The following is a 22,273-nucleotide window of genomic DNA, read 5'->3' as shown; positions in this document are numbered from 1 at the left end:
TGCCCGGTAGCCATCCGGAGCGACGAAAGTGGACAGCCGCACGGCTGTCCGCAACTTTCGTCGACTCCGGAGGTCCGGCCGGTGGCATTCGCCCGCGACGACCCGCGCCGGCGGCTACCGTGAGCGGATGACCGGATCCACGGGCGAGGGCGGGCTCTGGCGCAAGCCGTCCGACGCGATCTGGCTCGCGGCCACCGCCCTGGTGTTCATCGGCATCGACGCCGGGCTCTTCCTCGCGTCCGGACCGACGACCGGAGCGCTCGGCCCGTACGCCGCGCTGGTCCTGATGATCGGCTGCGATCTGGCGCTGCTCCTGCTGATCCGGTTCCCGAACCTGGTCGCCGGGCTGCTCGTCGCCGGATCGCTGGCGATGCTGGCCTCGGACCTGTTCTCGCCGGGCCTGCTGCTCCCGGCGGAAAAGCCGACGTTGATGACCGTGCCCACGGTCACCCCCGTGGTGCTCAGCCAGCTGGCCTGCCTGGTCGACCGGCGGCGGCTGCTGTGGATCGCCGGAGTCCTCGCGGTGCTGGCGACGCGGCCGTGGGACCCGGCGTGGAACACCACCCCGTTCGGTCTGCTGAGCACCGCGCTGCCGGTGGCGATCTCGCTGTACTTCGAGGCGCGGAGGCAGCTGCTGCGGTCGTTGCGTGACCGGGCCGAACGCGCCGAACGCGAGCAGCATCTGCTCGCCGAACGAGCCCGCGCGGAGGAACGACGCCGGCTGGCGGGCGAGATGCACGACGTCGTCACCCACCGGCTGAGCCTGATGGTGCTGCACGCGGGAGCGCTCGGCGTGGCCTCCGGGGACGCGGCGGTCCGCTGCGCGGCGGAGGACATCCGACGGGAAGGCGCGCACGCGCTCGACGAACTGCGCGACCTCGTGGGCGTCCTGCGCGACAATGCCGCCGCCGAGCCGAAACCGCCGGCTCTCTCGCCCGCGGGTGACGTAGCCGATCTGGTCGCGGAGTCCGCCGCGGTCGGCATCACCACCGAGCTGTCGGCGACCGGGGATCCGTCCGTGCTGTCGCCGACCGTCGCCCGGACCGCCTACCGGGTGGTGCAGGAGGCGCTGACCAACGTGCGCAAGCACTCGCCGGGTTCCTCGGTCACGGTTTCGCTGCGCTACCACCCGGGCGGGCTGGACGTGTGCGTGAGCAGCACCCGGTCCGGGCGGGCACCGGATCCGGCGCTCGCGGGCAGTGGCTCCGGGGCCGGGCTGAGCGGGTTGCGCCAGCGGGTCGAGCTGGTCGGCGGGGTCTTCGAAGCGGGTCCGTTGCCCGGCGGCGGGTTCCGGACGGGTGCGATACTGCCCGCCTACGTCCCGACCACGGAAGGTGCTGCCCGGTGATCACGGTCGTGGTGGCCGACGACGAGCCGATGGTCTGCGCGCACCTGCGCACGATCCTCGGTTCCTCCGGAGACATCGAGGTCGTCGCGCAGGCCCAGGACGGCGCCGAGGCGGTGGAGGCGGTGGTCCGCCACCGTCCCCGGGTGGTGCTGATGGACCTGCGCATGCCGGGTGTCGACGGGCTCACCGCGATCGGGCGCATCACGGCGCTGCCGGACCCGCCCGCTGTCGTCGCGCTCACGACGTTCGACGCGGACACCTACGTGATCCGTGCGCTGCGCGCCGGCGCCGCGGGGTTCCTCGTGAAGTCGACGCCGCCGGAAGACCTGATCGGGCTGGTCCGGGTTGCGGCCGACGGGCACACGGTGCTCTCGCCCACGGCGGCCCGCCGGCTGGTCACCCTGTCCGCGGGCACCCGCGAACGCGGCGAAGACGCCCGCCGCCGCACCGCGGCCCTGACCGAGCGCGAACGTGACGTGCTGTCCTGCCTCGGCGAAGGACTGTCCAATGCGGACATCGCAGGCCGCCTGCACCTCGCCGAGGCGACGGTGAAGAGCTATGTCTCGCGGATGCTGGTCAAACTCGGCTGCACGAACCGCACCCAGGCCGGCCTGCTCGCGCACGAGGCGGGACTGGTCAGCCCCTGACGCAGGACAGCGCCCTCCCGGCTGCGAGCACCCCCACCGCACCCGGAATCGAAGCACCCCGCCGCCCTGTCCGAGCCGCGCCCCCGCTGATCACCTCGTGAGTGGCGAGCCGCACTCGCCACTCACGAGGACGAAGGGGCCGGAGGTCGTTCACGACTTTCGTAAGCCGAAGAGGAGGTCGTGGGCGACGTCTCGGGCGGCGCGGTGCCGGTCCTCCTCCGTGCCGCCCAGGTGAGGGGCACGGGCGGCGGGCATGGTCAGGGCGCTCAGTGCCAGCCGCGCGCGCATGCGGCTCTCCACGTCCTGGGCCGGGGCGAGCAGCTGGGCGAGCTCGTCCAGCCGGGTCAGGACCTCCGCGGCGGCGGGAAGGCCGCGGAGCGCGTGTTCGTTCACCCGTGCGCACACCAGCACCGCGCCGTCGGCTCCGGCGAGCAGGGTGGCGAACCGGTCCAGCGCCGTCCGGCGGGTCCGCCGCGGGGCCGGGGCCGGGCGGAGGCTCGCGGCCAGCGCGTCGAGGTCCGGGACGAGCCGGTCGTAGGCGCTGGTGAGCAGGTCTTCCTTGCTGCGGAAGTGGTGGTAGACCGCCGGCCGGGTGATGCCGAGACGGTCGGCGACCTGGGCCAGCGTGGTCCGCTCGTAGCCCTGGGTGGTGAACATCTCCAGCGCGGTGGCGTGAATGCGGTCCCGGGTGCCGGTGCGCCGGCCGTCCGCGGAGGGGGTCATGTCCCGAGGATAGCTGACTTACACGAAAGTAAGGTACCTTGCCGGCATGGACACTGATCAGCTCACCGGGCGCCGGGTTCTGGTGACCGGCGGAAGCCGGGGTCTCGGCGAGGCGGCCGTGCGGCGGTTCGCCGCCTCGGGCGCCACTGTGCTGGCCGCCGCGCGTTCCGAACCACCCGCCGACCTGCCGGCCACGTACGTGCGCGCCGACCTCTCGACCGCGGCCGGTGCCGCCGACCTCGCCCGCGACGTCACCGATCTCGTCGGCGGCATCGACATCCTGGTCGACAACGCCGGTGCGGCCTCGGCCCCGGCGACCGCGCTCGAGCGGCCGGAGGACTCCTGGACCGCCGACCTCGACCTCAACCTGCTCAGTTCGGTCCGGCTGGACCGTCACCTGGTCCCGGGCATGGTCGAACGCGGGGAAGGAGTGGTCGTGCACGTCTCCTCGATCGCTTCGCACTATCCGCAGCCGAGCCAGGCCTCCTACGCAGCGGCGAAAGCGGCGCTCAACTCCTACAGCCGCGCACTGGCCGCCGAAGTCGGCCCGCACGGGGTACGGGTCGTGTGCGTACTGCCCGGATTCATCCCCACTCCGGGCGCGCTCGCGCACCACCGCGAGATGGCCGAAAGCCGTGGTGTGAGCCTGGAGGAACTACACCGCGAGCTGGCCGCCACCCTCAACGTCCCGATGGGCCGCCCCGGCACCCCCGAGGACGCGGCCGAGCTGATCGTGTTCCTCGCCTCCGGCCGGGCCGGCTGGCTGACCGGGGCACAGTTCCGGGTGGACGGCGGGATCATCCCCACCGTCTGACGTTCTCCTCGAGCAGCGTTCCGGGCCGCCGCCTACCTGAGCAGCGTTCCGAGCCGACGCCTACCTGAGCAGCGTTCCGAGCGGCCGCCTACCTGAGCAGCGTTCCGAGCCGCCGCGCCGCGCCGACCACCAGCTCGCCGAGGCGGTCGGCGTCCGGGGCCTCGAACAGGGACAGCCCGATGCTCGTCGCCGCGGCGTCCCGGCCGGCCGGGACCACCGCGGAGATCCCGGTGATGCCCGGGGCGATCTCCCCGGTCGACACCGCGTAACCGCGCGTGCGGGCGCGGGCGATCTCCTCGCGTTCCCCCGCCACCGGCGCTTCGGCGGCGAGCATCGCCAGCCCCGCCGAGCCGCGGCCGATCGGATCCAGCTGGCCACTGCGGAACGACACGTGCATGCGTGCCTGTCTCGGTTCCACGATCATCAGCATCCGCACCTGCTCGCCGTTCTCGCGGACCACCAGGTGCGCCGAAGCGCCCCCGGCGTCGGAGAGCTCCTCCAGCACCGGCCGCGCGAGCGTGCGCAGATCCTGCTCCACCGGCTCGGCCAGGCGCACCAGGCCGGCGCCGAGCGAGATCCGCTTGAACCGATCGCGCCGGCACAGGTGGTGCGCCTCCAGCGTGCGCACCAGCCGGTGGGCGACCGTGCGGTGCACCCCGATGCCCTCGGCGATCTCGGTGAGTGTGAGCCCACGGGGATGATCCACGAGCAGCTCCAGCACCTGGAGGCCGTGGTGCAGGGTCTTGGACTGCCCACTGCGCGGCTGCCCGTTCTCGGACAGCCCCTTCTCGGACGGCCCGTTTTCGGACAGCTCGGCCTCGGCTTCCCCGGTCCCGGACACACGACTCCCTTGACGACGGCTCGGCGTGCGACCTACTGTTTCTCCATATCGCACGATGCGTGCGAATATAGCACGCACATCCGGACGGGACAACGGAGGTTCCGGCATGGCAGACAGTCGCCCCACCGGATCTGCGGCTGGGGTCCCGGCCGAAGTCTCGGCAGAGGTCCCGGCCGAAGTCCCGCCCGAGGTCCCGGTGGCGGACGTGCTCGCCGTGCACCAGTTGTACGGGCGGCAGAGCCACGCGATCGACTCCGGCCGGGCCGCCGGCTGGGCCGCCACGTTCACCCCGGACGGGCGGTTCCGGTCGCCCAGCTATCCGGAACCGGCGACCGGTACCGCCGCGCTCACCGCGTTCGCCGAGCGATTCCATGCCGGCTGTGCCGAATCCGGCGAACGGCTGCGGCACGTCGTGTCCACAGTGGATGTCCGAACCGGACAGAACCCGGACACGGTGCACGCGCTGGCCTACCTGCAGATCGTGGGCACCCCGGCGGGCGGCGTGCCCCGGCTGCACCGGATCACCGTGCTGGACGACGAACTCGTCCGCACCGCTGCCGGCTGGCGAGTCCGTCGCCGCACCGTCCACCGCGACAGCTGATCCCGCACCACCGTCACGGAAAACGCAAGGAGCACCATGAGCAACACCGAAGCGACCGGCCCCGGCCGGGTGCTGCACCAGCCGATGACCGCGCACTACCCGGAGATGGCGGGCAAGGTCGCGGTGATCACCGGCGCCGCCCGCGGGATGGGTGCCCGGTTCGCCGCCGGACTGGCCACCCGCGGGGTACACGTGGTCGCGGGCGATCTCGACGACGCGGCGATGACCGCCACCGCGGACGAGCTGAGCGCCGCGCTGGCCGCGGAGTCCGTCGCGGACGAGCCCGGCCGGATCGTGCCGTCCACACTGGACGTCACCCGCGCCGAGGACCACGTGGCGCTGGCCCGGCGGGCGATCGACGAGTTCGGCCGGATCGACTTCTGGGTCAACAACGCCGGGATCTTCCCGTTCGCCGAGGTCCCGGACGTCACGCCGGAGCAGATCCGCGCCACCCTCTCGGTCAACGTGGAAGGGGTGCTCTTCGGCGCGCAGGCCGCCGCCGCGCGAATGCGTCCGGGTAGCGCGATCGTCAACATGGCCTCGGTCTCGGCCGTGCGCGTGCGCCGGGGACGCGCGGCGTACTGCAGTTCCAAGGCCGCCGTCGCCCACCTCACCGAATCGCTCGCGGTGGAACTGGGCGACCAGGGCATCCGGGTCAACTCCATCGCACCGGGCTACATCGACACCGAGATGACCCGCTGGATCCAGGACGACGCCCCGGCACTGGAGAAAGCGCTGGCCGCGGTGCCGCTGCACCGGATCGGCTCGCCGGAAGAGGTGTTCGGCGTCCTGCTGTTCCTGCTTTCCGACAGCGCACGGTACGTCACCGGGCACAGCCTCGCCGTCGACGGCGGCTCGCGCCATGTCTGACGCCGTCGAGACCGTGCGCTACCCGGACGTCGTGCTCGTCACCGGTGCGGCGAACGGGATGGGCCGGGAGCACGCGCGCGCACTCGGCGAACGCGGGGTGCACGTGTGCGTGGCGGATCTCGCCGACGCCGGTCCGGTCGCCGAGGAGATCGTCGCAGCCGGCGGAAAGGCCACCGCATATCGACTTGACGTCACGGACCCAGCACAGTGGACGGACGTGGCCGGCCGGATCCGTGCGGAGCACGGCGAACTGGGTGGTCTGGTCAACAACGCGGGCATCTCGCGGCGGCTGGAATTTCTCGACACCACCGCCGCGGTCTGGGACCAGGTCCTGGCGGTCAACCTGTCCGGACCGTTCCACGGAATGCACGCGATGGCGCCGCTGATGCGCGAGTCCGGCGGCGGATCGATCGTCAACATCTCCTCGGTCTCCGGCCAGATCGGCTACTTCTCCCCCGCCTACTCCGCCAGCAAATGGGGCCTGACCGGACTGTCCAAATCCGCCGCAGGCAATTTCGCGCGCTGGGGCATCCGGGTCAACTCCGTCCACCCCGGACTCGTGGACACCGGCCTGCTCGGCGGAGCCGATTCCTTCGTCGCGTCCGCACTGGACAGTGTCCCGTTCGGACGGATGGGCACTCCGCGGGAAATCACCGACGTGGTGTTGTTCCTGTTGTCCGGCCGTTCGAGCTACCTGACCGGCAGCGAGGTCACCGCGGACGGCGGGCTGGTCTCCAACGGGCTCTACCACCGCATCGTCGCCGGAGCCGGAGGTGACCTCGGATGAGCACGGACGCGACGGCCGACGTCGTGGTGATCGGCGGCGGCGGAGCGGGCCTGGCCGCCGCGGTGTCCGCGGCCGAGCACGGGGCTTCGGTCCTGCTGTTCGAGGCCGAACGGGAGATCGGCGGCTCCACGCAGCTGTCCGCCGGAATGCTCACCGCCGCAGGCACCAGCGTGCAGGCGGCGCTCGGTGTCGAAGACAGTCCGCAACGGTTTCTCCAGCACTACCTCGATCTCAACCACTGGCAGCTGAAACCCGGGCTGGTCAAGGCGTTCTGCCGTCAGGCCGGGGCCGCCGTGGAGTGGCTGATCGAGCTCGGGGCGGACATCCCGGCGAAGTTCTCCCACGACGCGCACACGCCGGGACTCACCCGCGCGGGTGTCGAGGACGTGTGGCGCGGGCACGTGCCGAAGGACCAGGGCTACGGACTCGTACAGGTGCTCGACCGCGCCCGGCGGCGGGCCGGGGCCGAGGCGGTGCTGAACACGCGCGTCGAGCGGCTGCTGGTCGAGCACGGACGGGTGACCGGCGTCGTCGCCGACGGCGTCGAGGTGCGGGCAGGCGCGGTGGTCGTCGCCAGTGGTGGGTTCGCGCAGGATCCGGCACTGCGCAGCCGCTACTATCCCGACGCCGACGCCGCGGGCGAGGACCTTTTCGTCGTCGCCGCACCCGGTTCCCGCGGGGACCACTTCGCGTTCGGCGACCAGGTCGACGCCGCGATCACCGGCGAGGGCTGGGGTCTTCTCCTGCCCACCGCGTATTTCCAGCGCCTGCACCACTGGCAGTCCGGTTTCCCGCCGCGGTCGCGGGTCCTGGTCGGCTCCCACGGCCGACGGTTCATGGACGAGGACGCCTCCTACGCGGTGTCCAGCGGGATCATCTCCGCACAGGACGGTCCGGTGTGGATGGTCTTCGACGACCGCGCCCGCCAGGGCCTGCCGCCCGGTTACGCGCACTGGAACGCTGGGCACGTGCGGTCCGAAGCGGACTCCGGCCGCACGCTCCGCGCCGGCACGCTCGAAGAACTCGCGGGGAAGATGGCCGTACCCGCCGCCGCGCTCCAGGCCACTGTGGACCGGTGGAACGGTCAGCTTCCCGCCGGCGGCGAGGATACGGAGTTCCTGCGGCACGAAAGCCTCGCCGCCAAGGGCGCGACCGAGCCGCCCACCGAGATCGCCACCGCACCGTTCTACGCCGCGCGCACCCTGCCGGCCGAGCTGGTCTGCACGCACGCCGGGCTGGAGATCGACGCCGGCGCCGCGGTGCTCGACGCGCTCGGCAACCGGGTACCCGGGCTCTTCGCCGCCGGCGAGGCCGGCGCCGGGGTGCTGGGCCTTCGTTACGTGGGTGGCGGCAACGCCGTCGCGAACGCCGTCACCATGGGCCGGATCGCCGGCCGCGCCGCCGCCGCGGGCTGAGCCCGCCCGTCTTCCGCTCTGAGGAGAATCCGATGACCGTCCCCGCCGGGGCCCCCGCCGTCACCGCGGCGGACTCACCGCTGGCCCGCCGCACCGTCCGCAAGGTCGGGCTGCGCGTGATGCCGCTGATCGGCCTGCTGTACGTGTTCAACTACATGGACCGGGCCAACATCGGCTACGCGCAGCTCGGCATGGCCACCGAGCTGACCATCACCGCCGCCACGTTCGGTGTCGCGTCGGCGATCTTCTTCCTCGCCTACGTCGTGTTCGAGATCCCGAGCAACATGGTCATGAACAAGGTCGGCGCCCGGCTGTGGCTCGGCCGGATCGCGGTCAGCTGGGGCATCGTCACCGTGCTGACCGGGTTCGTGGCGAACGTGACGCACCTGATCCTCGCGCGGATCCTGCTCGGCATCGCCGAGGCCGGGCTGTTCCCCGGGCTGCTGCTGTACCTCACGTTCTGGTTCCGCGGCCGCGAGCGTGGCCGGGCGATCGCCACGCTCGCCCTCGCCCAGCCGATCGCGCTGATCCTGGGCAGCCTGTTCGGCGGTTGGATCCTCGACCACGTGCACTGGTTCGGGATGAGCAGCTGGCAGTGGGTGTTCATCCTGCAGGGCGCGCCCGCGGTGCTGATCGGCATCGCGACCTTCCTGTGGCTGCCGAACAAACCGGCCGACGCGAAGTTCCTCACCCGCGAGGAGCGCGGCTGGCTGCAGGCGGAGATCGACCGCGAATACGTTCCGGAGCAGAAGGAGACCTTCCTCGGCCAGCTGCGTGCCGTGCGCGACGGAAGGGTGCTGCACCTGGCCGTCTCGAACCTGTTCATCGCGTGCGGGCTGTACGGGCTCACGTTCTTCCTGCCCCTGATCGTCAAGCAGCTGGATCCGAAGTACTCGTCCACGAACATCGGGCTGCTGGGCGCGATCCCGTACCTGGTCGGGGCGGTGGGCATGGTGCTGCTGGCGCGCAGCTCCGACCGCACCGGGGAACGGAAGGGGCACGTCATCGCGCTGGTACTGGTGGCCGCGCTCGGCTTCTTCGGCGCGATCCAGTTCACGTCGGTGCCGGTGCTTTCGCTGATCAGTCTTTCCCTGGCGGCGGTCGGGGTGCTCGGCTACCTGGCGCCGTACTGGGCGATGGCCGCACGCGTGCTGTCCAAGGAACACACCGCGGTCGGGCTGGCGGCGATCAACTCCATCGCCGCGCTGGGCGGGTTCTTCGGCCCGTACGCGATCGGGCTTGCGGCCACCGACACCGACGTCACGATCGGCCTGTACTTCCCGATCGGCTGCCTCGTCCTGTCCGCGGTGATGCTGGTGTTCCTGAAGGTGCCGCGCGAGGCGGGTACCCGGACCCGGACCCGGAAGAAGCAGTTGTGACTGTGACACGGTGCCCGGCCGGTTTAGGGTGCCCGCATGGACCCCGACCGGCCGGACCCGGACTCGCTCGACTTCTGGTCGTTCATCGCACTGGCCAACCGCAGGCTGTCGCGGGAGTTCGGCTTCCGCCACCAGCTGGCCACCGAGGTGCTGCTCACCCTGAACCGGGCCTCGACCGTGGTGACCTACGACCTGGAGGCCGCGGTGCACCGGCCGCGCGGGCGGTCGTGGGCGGCGTTCCGGGTGCTGTTCGTGGTGTGGCTGGCCGGACCGCTCGAGCCGTCGGCCGCGGCGCGGCTCGCCGGGATGAGCCGGGCGGCGGTGTCCAATCTCGCCAAGACCCTCGTCGCGGACGGCCTGCTGGCCCGCTCCCCCGGCGAACGCGACGGCCGGTCCGTGCGGCTGTCGCTGACCGAGGCCGGGCAGCGCGAGATGCTCGAGGTCTTCGAGACGCAGAACGAGCGCGAGGCCGGCTGGGTGGAGGTTCTCACCGAGGACGAGCAACGGGCGCTGGTCCTGTTGCTGGGCAAGCTGATCAGCGCACGGGCGGGCTTCGCGACCCGGCGCTGACCCTTCCGCCCCGTCCGGCCCCGGGCTAGGCTGAGCCGGAAAATTAGTACACACATTGATCAGTTTTTCCGGCCGGTTCCGGTCGCACCCACCGGCTTTCCGCGCACTTCCCTCGTCAGGAGGCGATCCATGGCCTACTACCGCAGCGTGGGCAGCGTGCCACCGAAGCGGCACACCCAGCACCGCACCCCCGAAGGCACGCTCTACTCCGAAGAACTGATGGGCGAGGAAGGCTTCTCGTCCGATTCGTCGCTGCTCTACCACCGCGGCGTTCCCTCGGCCATCGTCGACGCGACCGCGTGGGAGCTGCCGGACCAGACCCGCACCGAGAACCGGCCACTCAAGCCTCGGCACCTGAAGCTGCACACGCTCTTTCCCGGCCAGGACTGGAAGTCCGCGGACGTGGTCACCGGGCGGAGGCTGGTACTGGGCAACGGTGACGTCCGCATCTCCTACGTCGCCGCCGGCGCGCCTTCTCCCTTGTATCGCAACGCGATCGGTGACGAGTGCGGATACGTCGAGTCCGGCGAGGGGAAGGTGGAAACGGTCTTCGGCGCTTTGTCCGTGCGGGCCGGCGACTACGTGCTGCTGCCCCGCGCCACCACCCACCGCTGGATTCCGGCCGGTGCGGAGCCGTTGCGCGTCTACGTGATCGAGGCCAACTCGCACATCGCCCCGCCGAAGCGGTATCTGTCGCGCTACGGCCAGCTGCTGGAACACGCGCCGTACTGCGAACGCGACCTGCACGGCCCGGCCGCACCACTGCTGGCCGAGGGAACCGACGTCGAGGTCCTGGTGAAGCACCGCGGCGCACGAGGCGTGACCGGCACCCGCTACGTGTACCCGACGCACCCGTTCGACGTCGTGGGCTGGGACGGGCATCTGTACCCGTACACGTTCAACGTCTCCGACTTCGAGCCGATCACCGGGCGCGTGCACCAGCCGCCGCCGGTGCACCAGGTGTTCGAGGGCGACAACTTCGTCATCTGCAACTTCGTGCCACGCAAGGTCGACTACCACCCGCTGGCCGTACCCGTGCCGTACTACCACTCCAATGTGGACTCCGACGAGGTGATGTTCTACTGCGGCGGCAATTACGAGGCACGCAAGGGTTCCGGCATCGGCCAGGGCTCGATCAGCCTGCACCCTGGCGGGCACAGCCACGGCCCGCAGCCCGGCGCGGTGGAACGCTCGCTCGGCGCGGAGTTCTTCGACGAGCTGGCGGTCATGGTCGACACGTTCCGCCCGCTCGAGCTCGGCGAAGGCGGATCCGCGAGCGAGGATCCCGGTTACGCCTGGACCTGGGCCGGGCGAGGGCCGCTCTCGTGACCGGCGAGCCGTGGACCCGTGGCTTGTTCGACGACGCCGCGGTGTTTCCGCCCGGGCTCGCCCCGCTGCCGGACGCCGTCGCCGCGCACGATCACCACACCACCGCGTGGTACGCGGACATGGTCGGCCCGCTGGTGGTCTCCGCATCCGCGCTGGACGAACTCGCCGCAGTGCTCACCGGCCGAGGACCATCGCCGGCGATCGTGGTCACCGTGCCCGCCGGTCCGGACGGAATTCCGGACGTACTCGCGAAAACCGCCGACCTGCCGGTCACGTTGGAGGGGCTGGAGATCGCTGTGCCGCAGGGAGTCGACGCATCCACACTTCGGTGCGCTGTGGACAGTCTGCCCGTTCCGGTCGCTGTCGAAATCCCCCGCGACGAACGACGTGTCCCCTTGCTGCACGCGCTGTCCGGCACGGGCCACCGCGCGAAGTTCCGCACCGGCGGCACATCCGCCGAGGCCTACCCGGACGAAGCAGAGCTCGCCACCGTGATTCGCGAAGCCGCGAAGGCGGGCGTCGCGTTCAAGGCGACCGCCGGACTGCACCACGCGATCCGCAACACCGACGCGGAGACCGGATTCGAACAGCACGGCTTTCTGAACCTGCTGCTCGCCACCGAAGCCGCCGCACGCGAAACATCGGACGAGGAAGTCCGCTCACTGCTTGCCGAACGCGACGCGGCGACGGTCGCTGCCCGAGTCCGCGAGCTGCCGCCGCAGCGGCTGCTCCTCGCCAGGAAGCGGTTCACCTCGTTCGGCACCTGCAGCGTCACCGACCCCCTCACCGACCTGACTGACCTCGGCCTGATCGGAGCCCCCGCATGACCGTGCCCGCCGACTCCTTGTTCGGCCCCGAAAACCTGCCCTACGGCGTGTTCTCCCCCGCGGGCGGCGACCCTCGGGTCGGCGTCCGCGTCGGCGACGACGTGCTGGACCTCTCCGTCGCGCTGGGCGAGGCGGTGTTCGCCGAGCCGACGCTGAACGCGTTCATGGCGCAGGGCTACGAACGCTGGGTCGCTGTGCGCCGGCGCATCCAGGACCTGCTGGCCGGCGAGGTACCCGCCGCGGCGCTGCACCCGGTCGGCGAGGTCAGCCTGCACCTGCCGTTCGAGGTCGCCGACTACGTGGACTTCTACGCCTCGGAACACCACGCGTCGAACGTCGGGCGGCTGTTCCGGCCGGACGCGGAACCGTTGCTGCCCAACTGGAAACACCTCCCGGTCGGCTACCACGGCCGGGCCGGGACGGTGTACGTCTCCGGTACCGACGTCGTGCGCCCGAGCGGGCAGCGCACAGGTCCGGACGGACCGGCGCCGGTGTTCGGCCCGAGCACGCGGCTGGACATCGAGGCCGAGCTGGGCTTCGTGGTCGGCACCGGCACCCCCGCGAACACCCCGCTGTCGCCGGACGACTTCCCCCGGCACGTGTTCGGCGCGGTCCTGCTCAACGACTGGTCCGCGCGCGACATCCAGGCCTGGGAGTACGTGCCGCTCGGACCGAACCTGGGCAAGAGCTTCGCCACGTCCGTCTCGCCGTGGGTGGTGCCGATCCTCGCACTGGCCGAGGCCCGCGTCCCGCTGCCAGGGCAGACCGATCCGGAACCGTTGCCCTACCTGGCCGAGAGCGCACCGTGGGGGCTGGACATCGAGCTGACCGTGCGGTGGAACGGCCAGGAGGTCTCGCGCCCGCCGTTTCGCGAGATGTACTGGTCGCCGGCGCAGATGCTCGCGCACCTCACCGTGAACGGCGCGTCCGCGCGCACCGGCGACCTGTACGGCTCGGGCACGATCTCCGGCCCCGGCCCGGCCGAGCGCGGCTCGTTCCTCGAACTGTCCTGGGGCGGGCGCGATCCGCTCACGGTCGGCGGCGAGCCCCGCACCTTCCTGCAGGACGGCGACGAGGTCGTCCTCGAAGGCACCGCCACCACCCGCTCCGGGGCGAAGCTGGGCTTCGGCGAGGTCCGCGGTCGCGTCCTCCCCGCGCGCTGACCCCGCCGTTGCCGCGGCGGGGTCAGGCGGCGAGCGGGGCGCCGGTACGGGACCGGACGTCGTCGGCCGAGACGCCCGGGGCGGTCTCCACGAGGCGGAGTCCGGCGGGCGTGACGTCGAGGACGGCGAGGTCGGTGATGATCCGGTTCACCACGCCCGCGCCGGTCAGCGGGAGCGTGCAGTGCTCGACGATCTTCGGGCTGCCGTCGCGTGCGGTGTGGTCGGTGAGGATCACCACGCGGCGGGCTCCGGCGACCAGGTCCATCGCCCCGCCCATGCCCTTGACCAGCGCGCCCGGCACCGTCCAGTTCGCCAGGTCGCCGTTCGCGCCGACCTGCAGCGCACCCAGCAGCGCCAGGTCGAGGTGCCCGCCGCGGATCATCGCGAACGATTCGGCGGAGTCGAAGAAGCTGGCGCCGGGCCGCAGGGTCACCGTCTGCTTGCCAGCGTTGACCAGGTCGGCGTCCTCCTCGCCTGCCCACGGGAACGGGCCGAGGCCGAGGATCCCGTTCTCACTGTGCAAGGTCACCCGCAGACCGTCCGGCAGGTGGTTGGCCACCTGCGTAGGGATGCCGATGCCGAGGTTCACGTAGTCGCCGTCCCGCAGTTCGCGGGCGCCGAGCGCGGCCATCTCATGGCGGGTCCAGCTCATGCCGCGGCTCCTTCCCGTTCCCGGACGGTGCGCTTCTCGATGGGCTTTTCCCGCTTCGTGGCCGCGATCAGGCGTTGCACGTACACGCCGGGCGTGGCGACGTGCTCCGGATCGAGGTAGCCGTCGAGGAGGACCTCGGCCTCCACCGCCGTGACGCGGCCACAGGTGGCCACGAGCGGGTTGAAGTTGCGGGCGGCGTAGCGGTATCCGAGGTTGCCCGCCAGGTCCGCGGTGTGCGCGTGGACGAGCGCGAGGTCCGCGACGATCCCGCGCTCCTGCACGTAGGTCACGCCGTCGAACTCGGCGTGAGGCTTGCCTTCGGCGACCGGGGTGCCCACGCCGGCCTTGGTGTAGAACGCCGGGATGCCCGCGCCGCCTGCCCGCAGCCGCTCGGCGAGCGTGCCCTGCGGCGCGAACTCGACCTCGACCGTGCCGTCGAGGTACTGCTGGGCGAAGAGCTTGTTCTCCCCGACGTAGGAGGCCACGACCCGGCGCACCTGCCGGCTCTCCAGCAGGATGCCGAGCCCGAGACCGTCGACGCCCATGTTGTTCGAGACGATCGTCAGCTCGCGGATGCCGGAGTCCCGGACGGCCTCGATCAGGTCGAACGGGTTGCCGGTCAGGCCGAAGCCGCCGACAGCGATGGTCAGCCCGTCCGCGAGGACCCCGTCGAGCGCCTCGGCGGCGGCGCGATACTTCACCGGCACAGCATCCGCTCCTTCGTCCGTTGAATGGTCGGTACCGCGATCCAACCCAGCGGCCCGGAAAGCCGTCAACTCACTGCGGAAAACGCTGCGGAAACCTCTCGTACACCGAACACCGGCGCTGCCGACGTTCACTGAGTGGACGTATCGTGACGGGATGCCCCCGGATCACGTCGTCGGCCGCGTCTCGGCGGTGCTGCGTGCACTGTCCACCCACCGGGGCGGCGGGTCGACCTCCGAGCTCGCCCGGTCGTGCGCCCTGGCCCGCCCGACCGTGCACCGCCTGCTCTCCGCGCTGGCCGACGAGGGCTACGTGGACCGTGACCGGCACACCGGACGCTGGTACCTGGGACCCGAGCTGTATCTGCTGGGCGAGGCGGCCGCGCCGCGCTACGACGTGACCCAGCAGGCGCGGGCGAGCGTGCACCGGCTGGCCACCGCGACCGGCGAGAGCGCCTTCTTCTCCGCCCGGCGCGGCAGCGAAACGGTGTGCCTGCTGCGTGAGGACGGCGACTTCCCGATCCGCTCGTTCGTGCTGTACGAGGGTGCCCGCTTCCCGCTCGGCGTGGTGTCCGCCGGACTGGTCGTGCTGGCCATGCTGCCCGACCGCGAGGTGGCCGACTATCTGTCCACAGTGGACCTCGCCGCGGACTGGGGAGCGGCACACCGGACGAGCGAGATCCGCGCCCGGCTGGACCGGACCCGCGAGGACGGCTACTCGACCAACCCCGGCCTGGTCGTGGAAGGCAGCTGGGGCATGGCGGCCGCGGTGTTCACCCCGGCGGGCGAGCCGGGCTGGGCGCTCACCCTGACCGGGGTGGAGTCGCGGTTCCGTCCGGACCGGCGCCGCGAACTCGGTGCCTTGCTGCTGAAGGAAGCGCACCTGCTCACGAACCTGCTACACACCCGGCACGGCTGACCGGCGGAGCTCACGCCGAAGCCGGAGTGTGCTCCGCGTCGAACGCGGCCCGGGCGGCGGTCACCTGGTCCATGTGGTGGCGGGCCCAGCGGTCGAGCATGTCGAGCGGTTCGGCCAGGTCGCGGCCCAGCGGCGTCAGCTCGTACTCCACCCTCGGCGGGATCACCGGATAGGCCGTGCGCACGAGGATGCCGTCACGGACCAGGCTGCGCAGCGTCTGGGTCAGCACCTTCTGCGAGATACCCTCGACCCGCTTGCCGACCTGGGTGAACCGCAGCGGGCCGGCCCGCAGGGCGCCGACGATCAGCACCGTCCACTGGTCGCCGATCCGGTCGAGCAGCTGACGGGTCGGGCAGTCCCGGTCGTACGGATTTCCCAGCACGGTGACCTCCTCGCTTTCCAGAGGAGAGTAACAGTCGCGCCTGCACCCACGCAGCTGCGGGGAGTCAGCGCGAATGCAGCTTTCCTGCAAACCAGACCCTTGACATGACGATTTCCGCCACCAAAGATGGGTCGCATGCAGAACGAGGGCAGAAGCAGCGATCTCGACCGGCGGATCGTCGCGGCGTTGCAGCTCAACGGGCGGGCCTCGTGGGGTGCCGTCGCCCGGCATGTGGGCGCGAGCGAGTCCACGGTCCTGCGGCGGGCCGGGCAGCTCACGGAGAGCGGGCAGCTGCGGGTGATCGGCGTGGTCGACGTCCTGCGCTGCGGCCTCGGCGTACCGGTGCTCGCGCGGCTGCGGTGCCGGCCGGGCACCGCGGCCGCGGTCGCCGACACGCTGGCCGCCCGCCCGGAGGTGCGCTACGCGAGCGTGCTGTCCGGCAGCGCCGACTGCTCGGCCGAGTTCGTGCTCCCGTCCTACCGCGACCTGGCGCGGCTGCAGGTCACCGGGCTGTCGTCCGCCGAGAACGTGCTCGACGTGGAGACGTTCGCGGTGATGCGCACGTTCACCTCCAACCACGACTGGGATTCCGGCGAGCTGGCCCCCGGCGCGGCGGCCGACCTGCGGGGCGGCGAGGTGCGGCCGTTCGAGGAACAGCACTGGGAACATCCGCCGGAGCAGCTCGACGAGCTGGACCTGGCGATCTGCGCCGCGCTCGGCGAGGACGGCAGGCTGTCGTTCAAGGAGGTCTCCCGCCAGGCCGGCACGAGTGAGTCCACGGTGGCCCGGCGGGTGGATTCCCTGGTCCGGCGCGGCTGCCTGCGCTTTCGCACGCTGGCCGAGCCGGCGATGTTCGGCTACGCCGTCGAGTTCATGCTCTGGCTGTCGGTGCTGCCCGCCGAGCTGGACCGCGCCGGACAGCAGCTGGCCGCGCACCCGGGCACCAAGTACCTGTCCGCCACCACCGGGCGATTCAACCTCGTCGGACAGCTCGTGCTGCGGCACTACGGCGAGCTGTACCGGCACACCACCGATGTCGTCGGCGCGCTGCCCGGGCTCCGGGAGGCCGACGTCACCTTGCAGGTTTCGACGCTCAAACGCGCGTGGGCACCGACCCCCGCCTCCGCACCCAGCATGGAGGAGACATGACCGACCAGCCCTGGCTGTGGGACGAGGCGACCTGGCGCGGGCACGTGGACCACGTCCGCGCCGGCCGTCCGCTGCGGCCTTCCGCATGGCCCGGCGGCGCGAAGGTCGCCGTCGCGCTGTCGTTCGATTCCGACCACGAGACGCCCGCGCTGCGCGACGGCGAGGTGCTGCCCGGCAAACTCGCACAAGGCGAATACGGCGCCCGCGTCGGCGTTCCGCGGCTGCTGCGGCTGCTGGCCCGCTACGAGGCACCGGCGTCGTTCTTCATGCCGGCCGTCTCCGCCTTGCTGCACGACGGCGAGGTAGAGTCCTATGTGGACGCCGGACACGAGGTGGCGCTGCACGGCTGGATCCACGAGCGCAACACCGCGCTGACCGAGACCGAGGAACGCGATCTCGCCTTCCGCGCGGCCGACGTCCTGGAACGACTCGCCGGCACCCGACCGGTCGGCATCCGCACGCCGTCCTGGGACTTCTCCGCCAGCACCCTCGCCATCACCCGCGAACTGGGCCTGCGCTACGACTCGTCGCTGATGGCCGACGACGACTGCTACGAGCTGCTGGAGCACGGCGAGCCGACCGGCGTCGTGGAGCTGCCGGTGGAGTGGATCCGCGACGACGCGCCGTACTTCATGATGGACCGGTTCGCCTCGCTGCGGCCCTACACCCCGCCGCGCGGGGTGCTCTCGCTGTGGCAGGACGAGTTCGACCAGGCCTACGCCGAGGGCGGGCTGTTCCAGCTCACCATGCACCCGCACATCATCGGGCACCGGTCGCGGATCGCCGTGCTCACCGAACTGCTCGACCACATCAGTGGCCACGATGGCGTGTGGTTCGCCACCCACGCCCAGGTCGTGGACCACGTCCTCGCCTCCGCGGAGCAGCCATGACCACCGCTTCGTCCACTTCGGACGCCGCAGTCTCCCATCGGCTCACCACACAGCAGCGCAAGGCGATCGTCGCCGGCGCGGTCGGCAACACGGTGGAATGGGTCGACTGGGCCGTCTACGCCACGTTCGCACCGATCTTCGCGAGCCAGTTCTTCGCCAGCGGTGGGCAGACCACCGCGCTGCTGTCCACTTTGGCCGTGTTCGCGGTCGGTTTCGTGATGCGGCCGATCGGCGGTGCGGTGCTCGGCGCGTACTCCGACCGCTACGGCCGCAAGAAGGGTTTGACCCTCACCATTTCGCTGATGGCCGCCGCCTCGATTGTCATCGCGGTGTGCCCGACCTACGCGCAGATCGGGGTGGCCGCGCCGATCGTGCTGCTGCTGGCCCGGCTTGTGCAGGGCTTCTCCGCCGGTGGTGAGTTCGGCTCGTCCTCGGCGTTCCTGATCGAGTCCGCGGCACCGGGACGGCGCGCGTTCGCCGGTTCGTGGCAGCAGGTTTCGGTGGGCCTGGGCTCGCTGATCGCGGCGCTGCTCGGCACCATCCTGAACAGCACGCTCTCGGAGCCCGATCTGCACGGCTGGGGCTGGCGGCTGGCCTTCGCCGTCGCCGGGCTGCTCGGGCTGGTCGGGCTCTGGCTGCGCCGTTCGGTGCACGAGACCGAGGCGTTCGGCAAGCTCGGCTCCGCGCCACGGCGCAACCCGCTGGTCGCGATGATCCGCGACTATCCGGGTGCCGCGTTGCGGGTGGCCGGGGTGACCATCGCGGGCACGCTGATCTACTACGTGTGGGTCACCTACATGCCGACCTACGCCCACCTCGCCACCGGGATCCCGCTGAAGACCGCGTTGCTGGCCAACACCCTGGCCATGGTCGTGTTCATCGTGCTGCTCCCCTTCGGCGGGCTGCTGTCCGACCGGATCGGCCGCAAGGCGACGATGACCGCGTTCGCGGCGGGTTTCGTGGTGTTCGCCTGGCCCGCCTTCCACTTCCTGGCGAACGGGTTCTGGAGCGTCTTCGTGATCGAGCTGATCGGGCTCGTGCTGATCGTGGGCTACTCGGCCAACTGCGCGGTGATCATGGCCGAGCAGTTCCCGGCCGAGGTGCGCACGACGGGGATCGGGCTGCCGTACGCACTGGCCGTGGCGATCTTCGGCGGCACCGCGCCCTACGTCACGACGTGGCTCAACGCCAACGATCTCGGCGATCTCGTGTGGGTGTACGTGGCGGTGGCCGCAGTCATCGGGGTCGCGGTCTACCTCACCATGCCCGAGACCAAAGGGAAGGAACTGTAGTGCGCACAGTGCTCGTCACCGGCGCCGGCGGCGGCATCGGCGCGGCCATCGCGGCACGGTTCGCCGCGGCCGGCGATCACCTGGTGCTCTCCGACCTCCGTTCGGCCGAGCTGTCCACTGTGGCCGGTGAACTCCGCGACCGGCACGGCGCCGAGGTCACCGAGCTGCCCGGGAACCTTGCCGACGCGGAGTTCGCCGAGGAGCTGGTCCCGCGCGCGGGAGCGGTGGACGTGCTCGTGAACGCCGCCGGTATCTACCCGGCGACTCCGTTGCTGGAGATGACCGCAGCCGTCTGGGATCAGGTGCAGGACGTGAACGTACGGGCGGCGATGCTGACCACTGTCGCGTTCGGACGGTCCCACGTGCGGGCCAGGAGTACCGGCGCGGTGGTCAACGTCTCCTCGGGCGCGGCCACCCGGGCTCGTCCCGGCGCCTCGCACTACGCCACGTCGAAGGCCGCGCTGGAAATGGTCACCAAGGCCTGTGCGGTCGAGCTGGGCGCACACGGGATCCGGGTGAACGCGGTCAGTCCCGGTTTCGTCACAGTGGACAGTTCCGCGAACCCGGTCACCGAGGATTACGCCGCGGCGGTTTCGGTGAACCCGTTGGGGCGCCGCGGTGAGCCGCGGGAGATCGCCGACGCGGTGTTCTGGCTCGCCGGTCCGGAAGCAGGCTGGATCACCGGCGCCATCCTGCGCGTGGACGGCGGTTCCACCGCGGGCGCGGCCGGACTGCCACTGCACTGGTCCGGTGAAACCTCCGTGCAGCAAGGAAAGGAAACGGATGCCCGAGTCTGAAGCCCGCCGCCCCTACACCGTGGTCGGCGGGGGCGCGATCGGCGGGACGATCGCCTTCCACCTCGCGCGCGCCGGCCATCCGGTGTCCATTGTCGACACCGATGCCGCCCATGTCGCCGCGATCACCGACCGGGGTATGACCCTGCGCGGCCCCGAGGGCGAGGAAAGCGTGGAACTGCCCGCGTTCCTCCCCGGCGAAGCACCACCTGAGCTGGGACGCGTCCTGCTCGCGGTGAAGGCACAGGCGACCGAGGACGTCCTGCCCTGGCTCGAATCCCGGCTGGCGCAGGACGGGTTCGTGGTTTCCCTGCAGAACGGCCTGAACGAGCGGCTGATCGCGTCGTTCGTCGGCGAGAACCGTACTGTCGGCGCGTTCGTGAACCTCTTCGCGGACGTGGTGGAACCGGGGGTCGTGCGAGACGGCGGGCTGGGCGCTCTTGTGGTCGGCGAACCCGCCGGCCGGATCAGCGACCGGGTCGAACAGGTCGTCGCCGATCTTCAGGCCTGGGGCCCGGCGAAGGCGACCGCCAACGTCGAGGGCTACCTGTGGGCGAAGCTGGGGTTCGGTGCCATGCTCACCGCCACCGCGCTGGCCGACGCGCCGATGGCCGACCTGATCGACCGGCACCGCGGGGTGATGTACGCGCTGGCCGCGGAAGTCTTCGCGACCGCAGGCGAACGGATCCTCGAGCCGTTCGACCAGTTCGACCCGACCGCGTACCTGCCGGATGCGGCCGGTCGCGAGGAGGCGACCGACCGGCTGGTGGCCTGGTTGCGCACCCAGCCCAAGGACCGCAGCGGCATCTGGCGGGACATCGCGGTACGCCACCGCCCGGTCGAAGTGCACCACCACTACGCGCCGGTGCTGGCCGAGGCCGAAAGCCGCGGCGTGGCGGTTCCGTTGCTGCGCGCGATGCTGCAGCGGCTGCACGAAGTCGAGACCGGTGCCGTGACGATGTCCGAGAGCCACCTGGCGGAACTGGAGCGTGGACTGTGACCGGGATCCGCGAGCTGCACGAGTGGGTGCAGGACCATCGCGACGAGCTGCTGGCCGACCTCGCCACGTACGTGGGGATCGAGACTCCCAGCGACGACAAGGAAAGCCTCGACCACGGACTGTCCTGGCTGGACGGTTGGCTGCGGGATCGGCTGGGAGAGCCCGCGAACACCCGGCACGTCGACGGCGGCCCGCACGGCGACATCAAGGTCTACGACCACCCCGGCAGCGGCGAGCAGCCCATCCTCCTGCTCTGCCACTACGACACGGTGTGGCCGCTGGGCACGCTCGCCGGCTGGCCGTTCACTGTGGACGGTGACCGTGCCACCGGGCCGGGCATCTTCGACATGAAGTCCGGCCTCGTGCACGCGGTGTGGGCACTGCGGGCGCTCGATGCGGCCGGGCTCCCCCGTCCGGCGGTACGGCTGGTCCTCAACGGCGACGAGGAGCTGGGCAGCCCGGCCTCCCGACCGGTGATCGAAGAAGCCGCCGCCGGCACCCGGGCCACGCTGGTGTTCGAAGCGAGTGCGGACGGCGCGGTGAAGACCGCGCGCAAGGGCGTCGGCCTGTTTCAGGTCCACACCACCGGCGTCGAGGCGCATGCCGGTCTGGACCCGGCCAAAGGCGCCAGCGCGATCGACGAACTCGCGCGGGCGATCCTGGCCCTGCACGCCTTGTCCGACCGCGACGCGGGCACGACCGTCAACGTCGGCGTGATTTCCGGTGGCAGCAGGCAGAACGTGATCGCCGGCGCCGCCTCCGGCGAGATCGACGTGCGCGTGTCCAGCGCGGACGAGGCCGACCGCATCGATGCCGGGCTCGCCTCGCTCACCGCGCACGACCCGCGCTCCACGGTGCGGGTGGAAGGCGGCTGGAACCGGCCGGTGATGGAGCGTTCCGAGGCCATCATCGAGCTGTACGGACTCGCCAGGGACCTCGCCGCCGAACTCGGCGTCACGCTGCGGGAAACCTCCGTCGGCGGGGCGAGCGACGGCAATTTCGTGGCCGCACTGGGGTATCCGGTGCTCGACGGCTTCGGCGCGATCGGCGACGGCGCACACGCCCGGCACGAGCACATCAGCGTGACCGGGATGCTGGAGCGGACCGCGCTGGCGGCTGCCGTGCTGCACCGGCTCGGCACCTCCTGACCGGAGCGGACCGCTTCTTCCGGCGGGCC

At 71.3% G+C, this 22,273-nt stretch carries 24 protein-coding genes; 19 read left to right on the top strand and 5 right to left on the bottom strand.

What is annotated here, in order from left to right:
- Window positions 1-127: 127 nt before the first annotated feature.
- Window positions 128-1,348 (top strand): sensor histidine kinase, encoded by a 1,221-nt coding sequence (locus tag BJY18_RS00965; RefSeq protein WP_184776886.1) that lies wholly within the window; start codon window positions 128-130, stop codon window positions 1,346-1,348.
- On the top strand, window positions 1,345-1,995 hold the full coding sequence (locus BJY18_RS00960) for a response regulator (RefSeq protein WP_184776885.1): 651 nt from the start codon (window positions 1,345-1,347) through the stop codon (window positions 1,993-1,995). Before BJY18_RS00965 ends, BJY18_RS00960 begins: the two co-directional genes overlap by 4 nt.
- Before the next feature lie 150 nt (window positions 1,996-2,145).
- Here the strand turns inward: BJY18_RS00960 and BJY18_RS00955 are convergent, their stop codons facing one another.
- A complete protein-coding gene (locus tag BJY18_RS00955) occupies window positions 2,146-2,718 on the bottom strand; it encodes a TetR/AcrR family transcriptional regulator (protein WP_184776884.1) in 573 nt (190 codons plus the stop codon).
- A 46-nt stretch (window positions 2,719-2,764) separates the two neighbouring features.
- Between BJY18_RS00955 and BJY18_RS00950 the strand changes: the two genes are divergently transcribed.
- Complete coding sequence (locus tag BJY18_RS00950) at window positions 2,765-3,532, top strand: oxidoreductase (RefSeq protein WP_184776883.1); 768 nt, start codon at window positions 2,765-2,767, stop codon at window positions 3,530-3,532.
- Window positions 3,533-3,620: 88 nt separating this feature from the next.
- Here the strand turns inward: BJY18_RS00950 and BJY18_RS00945 are convergent, their stop codons facing one another.
- Entirely contained in the window at window positions 3,621-4,373 is a 753-nt protein-coding gene (locus BJY18_RS00945; protein WP_312873691.1) for an IclR family transcriptional regulator, read from the bottom strand.
- Between the two features lie 106 nt (window positions 4,374-4,479).
- On the opposite strand from BJY18_RS00945, the gene BJY18_RS00940 reads away from it, so the two are divergent.
- The 9 genes from BJY18_RS00940 (at window position 4,480) to fahA (ending at window position 13,314) form a co-directional block, all read left to right on the top strand.
- Window positions 4,480-4,974 carry a nuclear transport factor 2 family protein gene (locus tag BJY18_RS00940; RefSeq protein ID WP_184776881.1) on the top strand — a complete coding sequence of 165 codons (495 nt, stop codon included), beginning with the start codon at window positions 4,480-4,482 and terminating at the stop codon, window positions 4,972-4,974.
- Window positions 4,975-5,010: 36 nt separating this feature from the next.
- Window positions 5,011-5,844, top strand: coding sequence for an SDR family NAD(P)-dependent oxidoreductase (locus tag BJY18_RS00935; RefSeq protein ID WP_184776880.1), 834 nt, complete (start codon window positions 5,011-5,013; stop codon window positions 5,842-5,844).
- Window positions 5,837-6,631, top strand: a complete 795-nt coding sequence (locus BJY18_RS00930) for an SDR family NAD(P)-dependent oxidoreductase (protein WP_184776879.1) — start codon at window positions 5,837-5,839, stop codon at window positions 6,629-6,631. The genes BJY18_RS00935 and BJY18_RS00930 overlap by 8 nt, the downstream gene beginning before the upstream one ends.
- Complete coding sequence (locus BJY18_RS00925) at window positions 6,628-8,046, top strand: FAD-dependent oxidoreductase (protein WP_184776878.1); 1,419 nt, start codon at window positions 6,628-6,630, stop codon at window positions 8,044-8,046. Before BJY18_RS00930 ends, BJY18_RS00925 begins: the two co-directional genes overlap by 4 nt.
- 32 nt (window positions 8,047-8,078) lie before the next feature.
- A complete protein-coding gene (locus BJY18_RS00920; protein ID WP_184776877.1) occupies window positions 8,079-9,425 on the top strand; it encodes an MFS transporter in 1,347 nt (448 codons plus the stop codon).
- A gap of 36 nt (window positions 9,426-9,461) precedes the next feature.
- Window positions 9,462-9,995: a MarR family winged helix-turn-helix transcriptional regulator gene (locus BJY18_RS00915; protein ID WP_184776876.1), complete on the top strand. Its 534-nt coding sequence runs from the start codon at window positions 9,462-9,464 to the stop codon at window positions 9,993-9,995.
- Between the two features lie 129 nt (window positions 9,996-10,124).
- Window positions 10,125-11,324, top strand: a complete 1,200-nt coding sequence (locus tag BJY18_RS00910; protein WP_184776875.1) for a homogentisate 1,2-dioxygenase — start codon at window positions 10,125-10,127, stop codon at window positions 11,322-11,324.
- Window positions 11,321-12,151 (top strand): hypothetical protein, encoded by an 831-nt coding sequence (locus BJY18_RS00905; RefSeq protein ID WP_312873690.1) that lies wholly within the window; start codon window positions 11,321-11,323, stop codon window positions 12,149-12,151. Before BJY18_RS00910 ends, BJY18_RS00905 begins: the two co-directional genes overlap by 4 nt.
- Window positions 12,148-13,314, top strand: coding sequence for a fumarylacetoacetase (fahA, locus tag BJY18_RS00900; protein ID WP_184776874.1), 1,167 nt, complete (start codon window positions 12,148-12,150; stop codon window positions 13,312-13,314). Before BJY18_RS00905 ends, fahA begins: the two co-directional genes overlap by 4 nt.
- Before the next feature lie 22 nt (window positions 13,315-13,336).
- On the opposite strand, the gene BJY18_RS00895 is transcribed toward fahA, so the two are convergent.
- Together BJY18_RS00895 and BJY18_RS00890 are read right to left on the bottom strand one after the other, a co-directional pair.
- Window positions 13,337-13,966, bottom strand: a complete 630-nt coding sequence (locus BJY18_RS00895; RefSeq protein WP_184776873.1) for a CoA transferase subunit B — start codon at window positions 13,964-13,966, stop codon at window positions 13,337-13,339.
- Complete coding sequence (locus tag BJY18_RS00890; protein ID WP_184776872.1) at window positions 13,963-14,673, bottom strand: CoA transferase subunit A; 711 nt, start codon at window positions 14,671-14,673, stop codon at window positions 13,963-13,965. The genes BJY18_RS00895 and BJY18_RS00890 overlap by 4 nt, the downstream gene beginning before the upstream one ends.
- A 154-nt stretch (window positions 14,674-14,827) precedes the next feature.
- Here BJY18_RS00890 and BJY18_RS00885 point away from each other — a divergent pair, with 154 nt between their 5' ends.
- Window positions 14,828-15,589, top strand: a complete 762-nt coding sequence (locus BJY18_RS00885; RefSeq protein WP_184776871.1) for an IclR family transcriptional regulator — start codon at window positions 14,828-14,830, stop codon at window positions 15,587-15,589.
- Window positions 15,590-15,599: 10 nt separating this feature from the next.
- Here the strand turns inward: BJY18_RS00885 and BJY18_RS00880 are convergent, their stop codons facing one another.
- Window positions 15,600-15,971: a winged helix-turn-helix transcriptional regulator gene (locus tag BJY18_RS00880; protein ID WP_184776870.1), complete on the bottom strand. Its 372-nt coding sequence runs from the start codon at window positions 15,969-15,971 to the stop codon at window positions 15,600-15,602.
- 135 nt (window positions 15,972-16,106) lie between these two features.
- Between BJY18_RS00880 and BJY18_RS00875 the strand changes: the two genes are divergently transcribed.
- Genes BJY18_RS00875 through BJY18_RS00850 form a run of 6 tightly spaced genes read left to right on the top strand, consistent with a single transcriptional unit; the run spans window position 16,107 to window position 22,244 of the window.
- Window positions 16,107-17,120 carry an Lrp/AsnC family transcriptional regulator gene (locus BJY18_RS00875; protein WP_184776869.1) on the top strand — a complete coding sequence of 338 codons (1,014 nt, stop codon included), beginning with the start codon at window positions 16,107-16,109 and terminating at the stop codon, window positions 17,118-17,120.
- The gene (locus tag BJY18_RS00870) at window positions 17,117-18,010 is read left to right on the top strand and encodes a polysaccharide deacetylase family protein (RefSeq protein WP_184776868.1); all 894 of its coding nucleotides are present in this window, start codon (window positions 17,117-17,119) and stop codon (window positions 18,008-18,010) included. The genes BJY18_RS00875 and BJY18_RS00870 overlap by 4 nt, the downstream gene beginning before the upstream one ends.
- A complete protein-coding gene (locus tag BJY18_RS00865) occupies window positions 18,007-19,302 on the top strand; it encodes an MFS transporter (protein WP_184776867.1) in 1,296 nt (431 codons plus the stop codon). Before BJY18_RS00870 ends, BJY18_RS00865 begins: the two co-directional genes overlap by 4 nt.
- A complete protein-coding gene (locus BJY18_RS00860; protein ID WP_184776866.1) occupies window positions 19,302-20,099 on the top strand; it encodes an SDR family NAD(P)-dependent oxidoreductase in 798 nt (265 codons plus the stop codon). The genes BJY18_RS00865 and BJY18_RS00860 overlap by 1 nt, the downstream gene beginning before the upstream one ends.
- Window positions 20,086-21,096 carry a ketopantoate reductase family protein gene (locus tag BJY18_RS00855; protein ID WP_184776865.1) on the top strand — a complete coding sequence of 337 codons (1,011 nt, stop codon included), beginning with the start codon at window positions 20,086-20,088 and terminating at the stop codon, window positions 21,094-21,096. Before BJY18_RS00860 ends, BJY18_RS00855 begins: the two co-directional genes overlap by 14 nt.
- Entirely contained in the window at window positions 21,093-22,244 is a 1,152-nt protein-coding gene (locus tag BJY18_RS00850) for a M20 family metallopeptidase (RefSeq protein ID WP_312873689.1), read from the top strand. Before BJY18_RS00855 ends, BJY18_RS00850 begins: the two co-directional genes overlap by 4 nt.
- Window positions 22,245-22,273 lie beyond the last annotated feature (29 nt).

The organism is Amycolatopsis jiangsuensis, assembly GCF_014204865.1.
GTDB lineage: Bacteria > Actinomycetota > Actinomycetes > Mycobacteriales > Pseudonocardiaceae > Amycolatopsis > Amycolatopsis jiangsuensis.
This window is presented reverse-complemented; position numbering and strand designations above follow the sequence as displayed.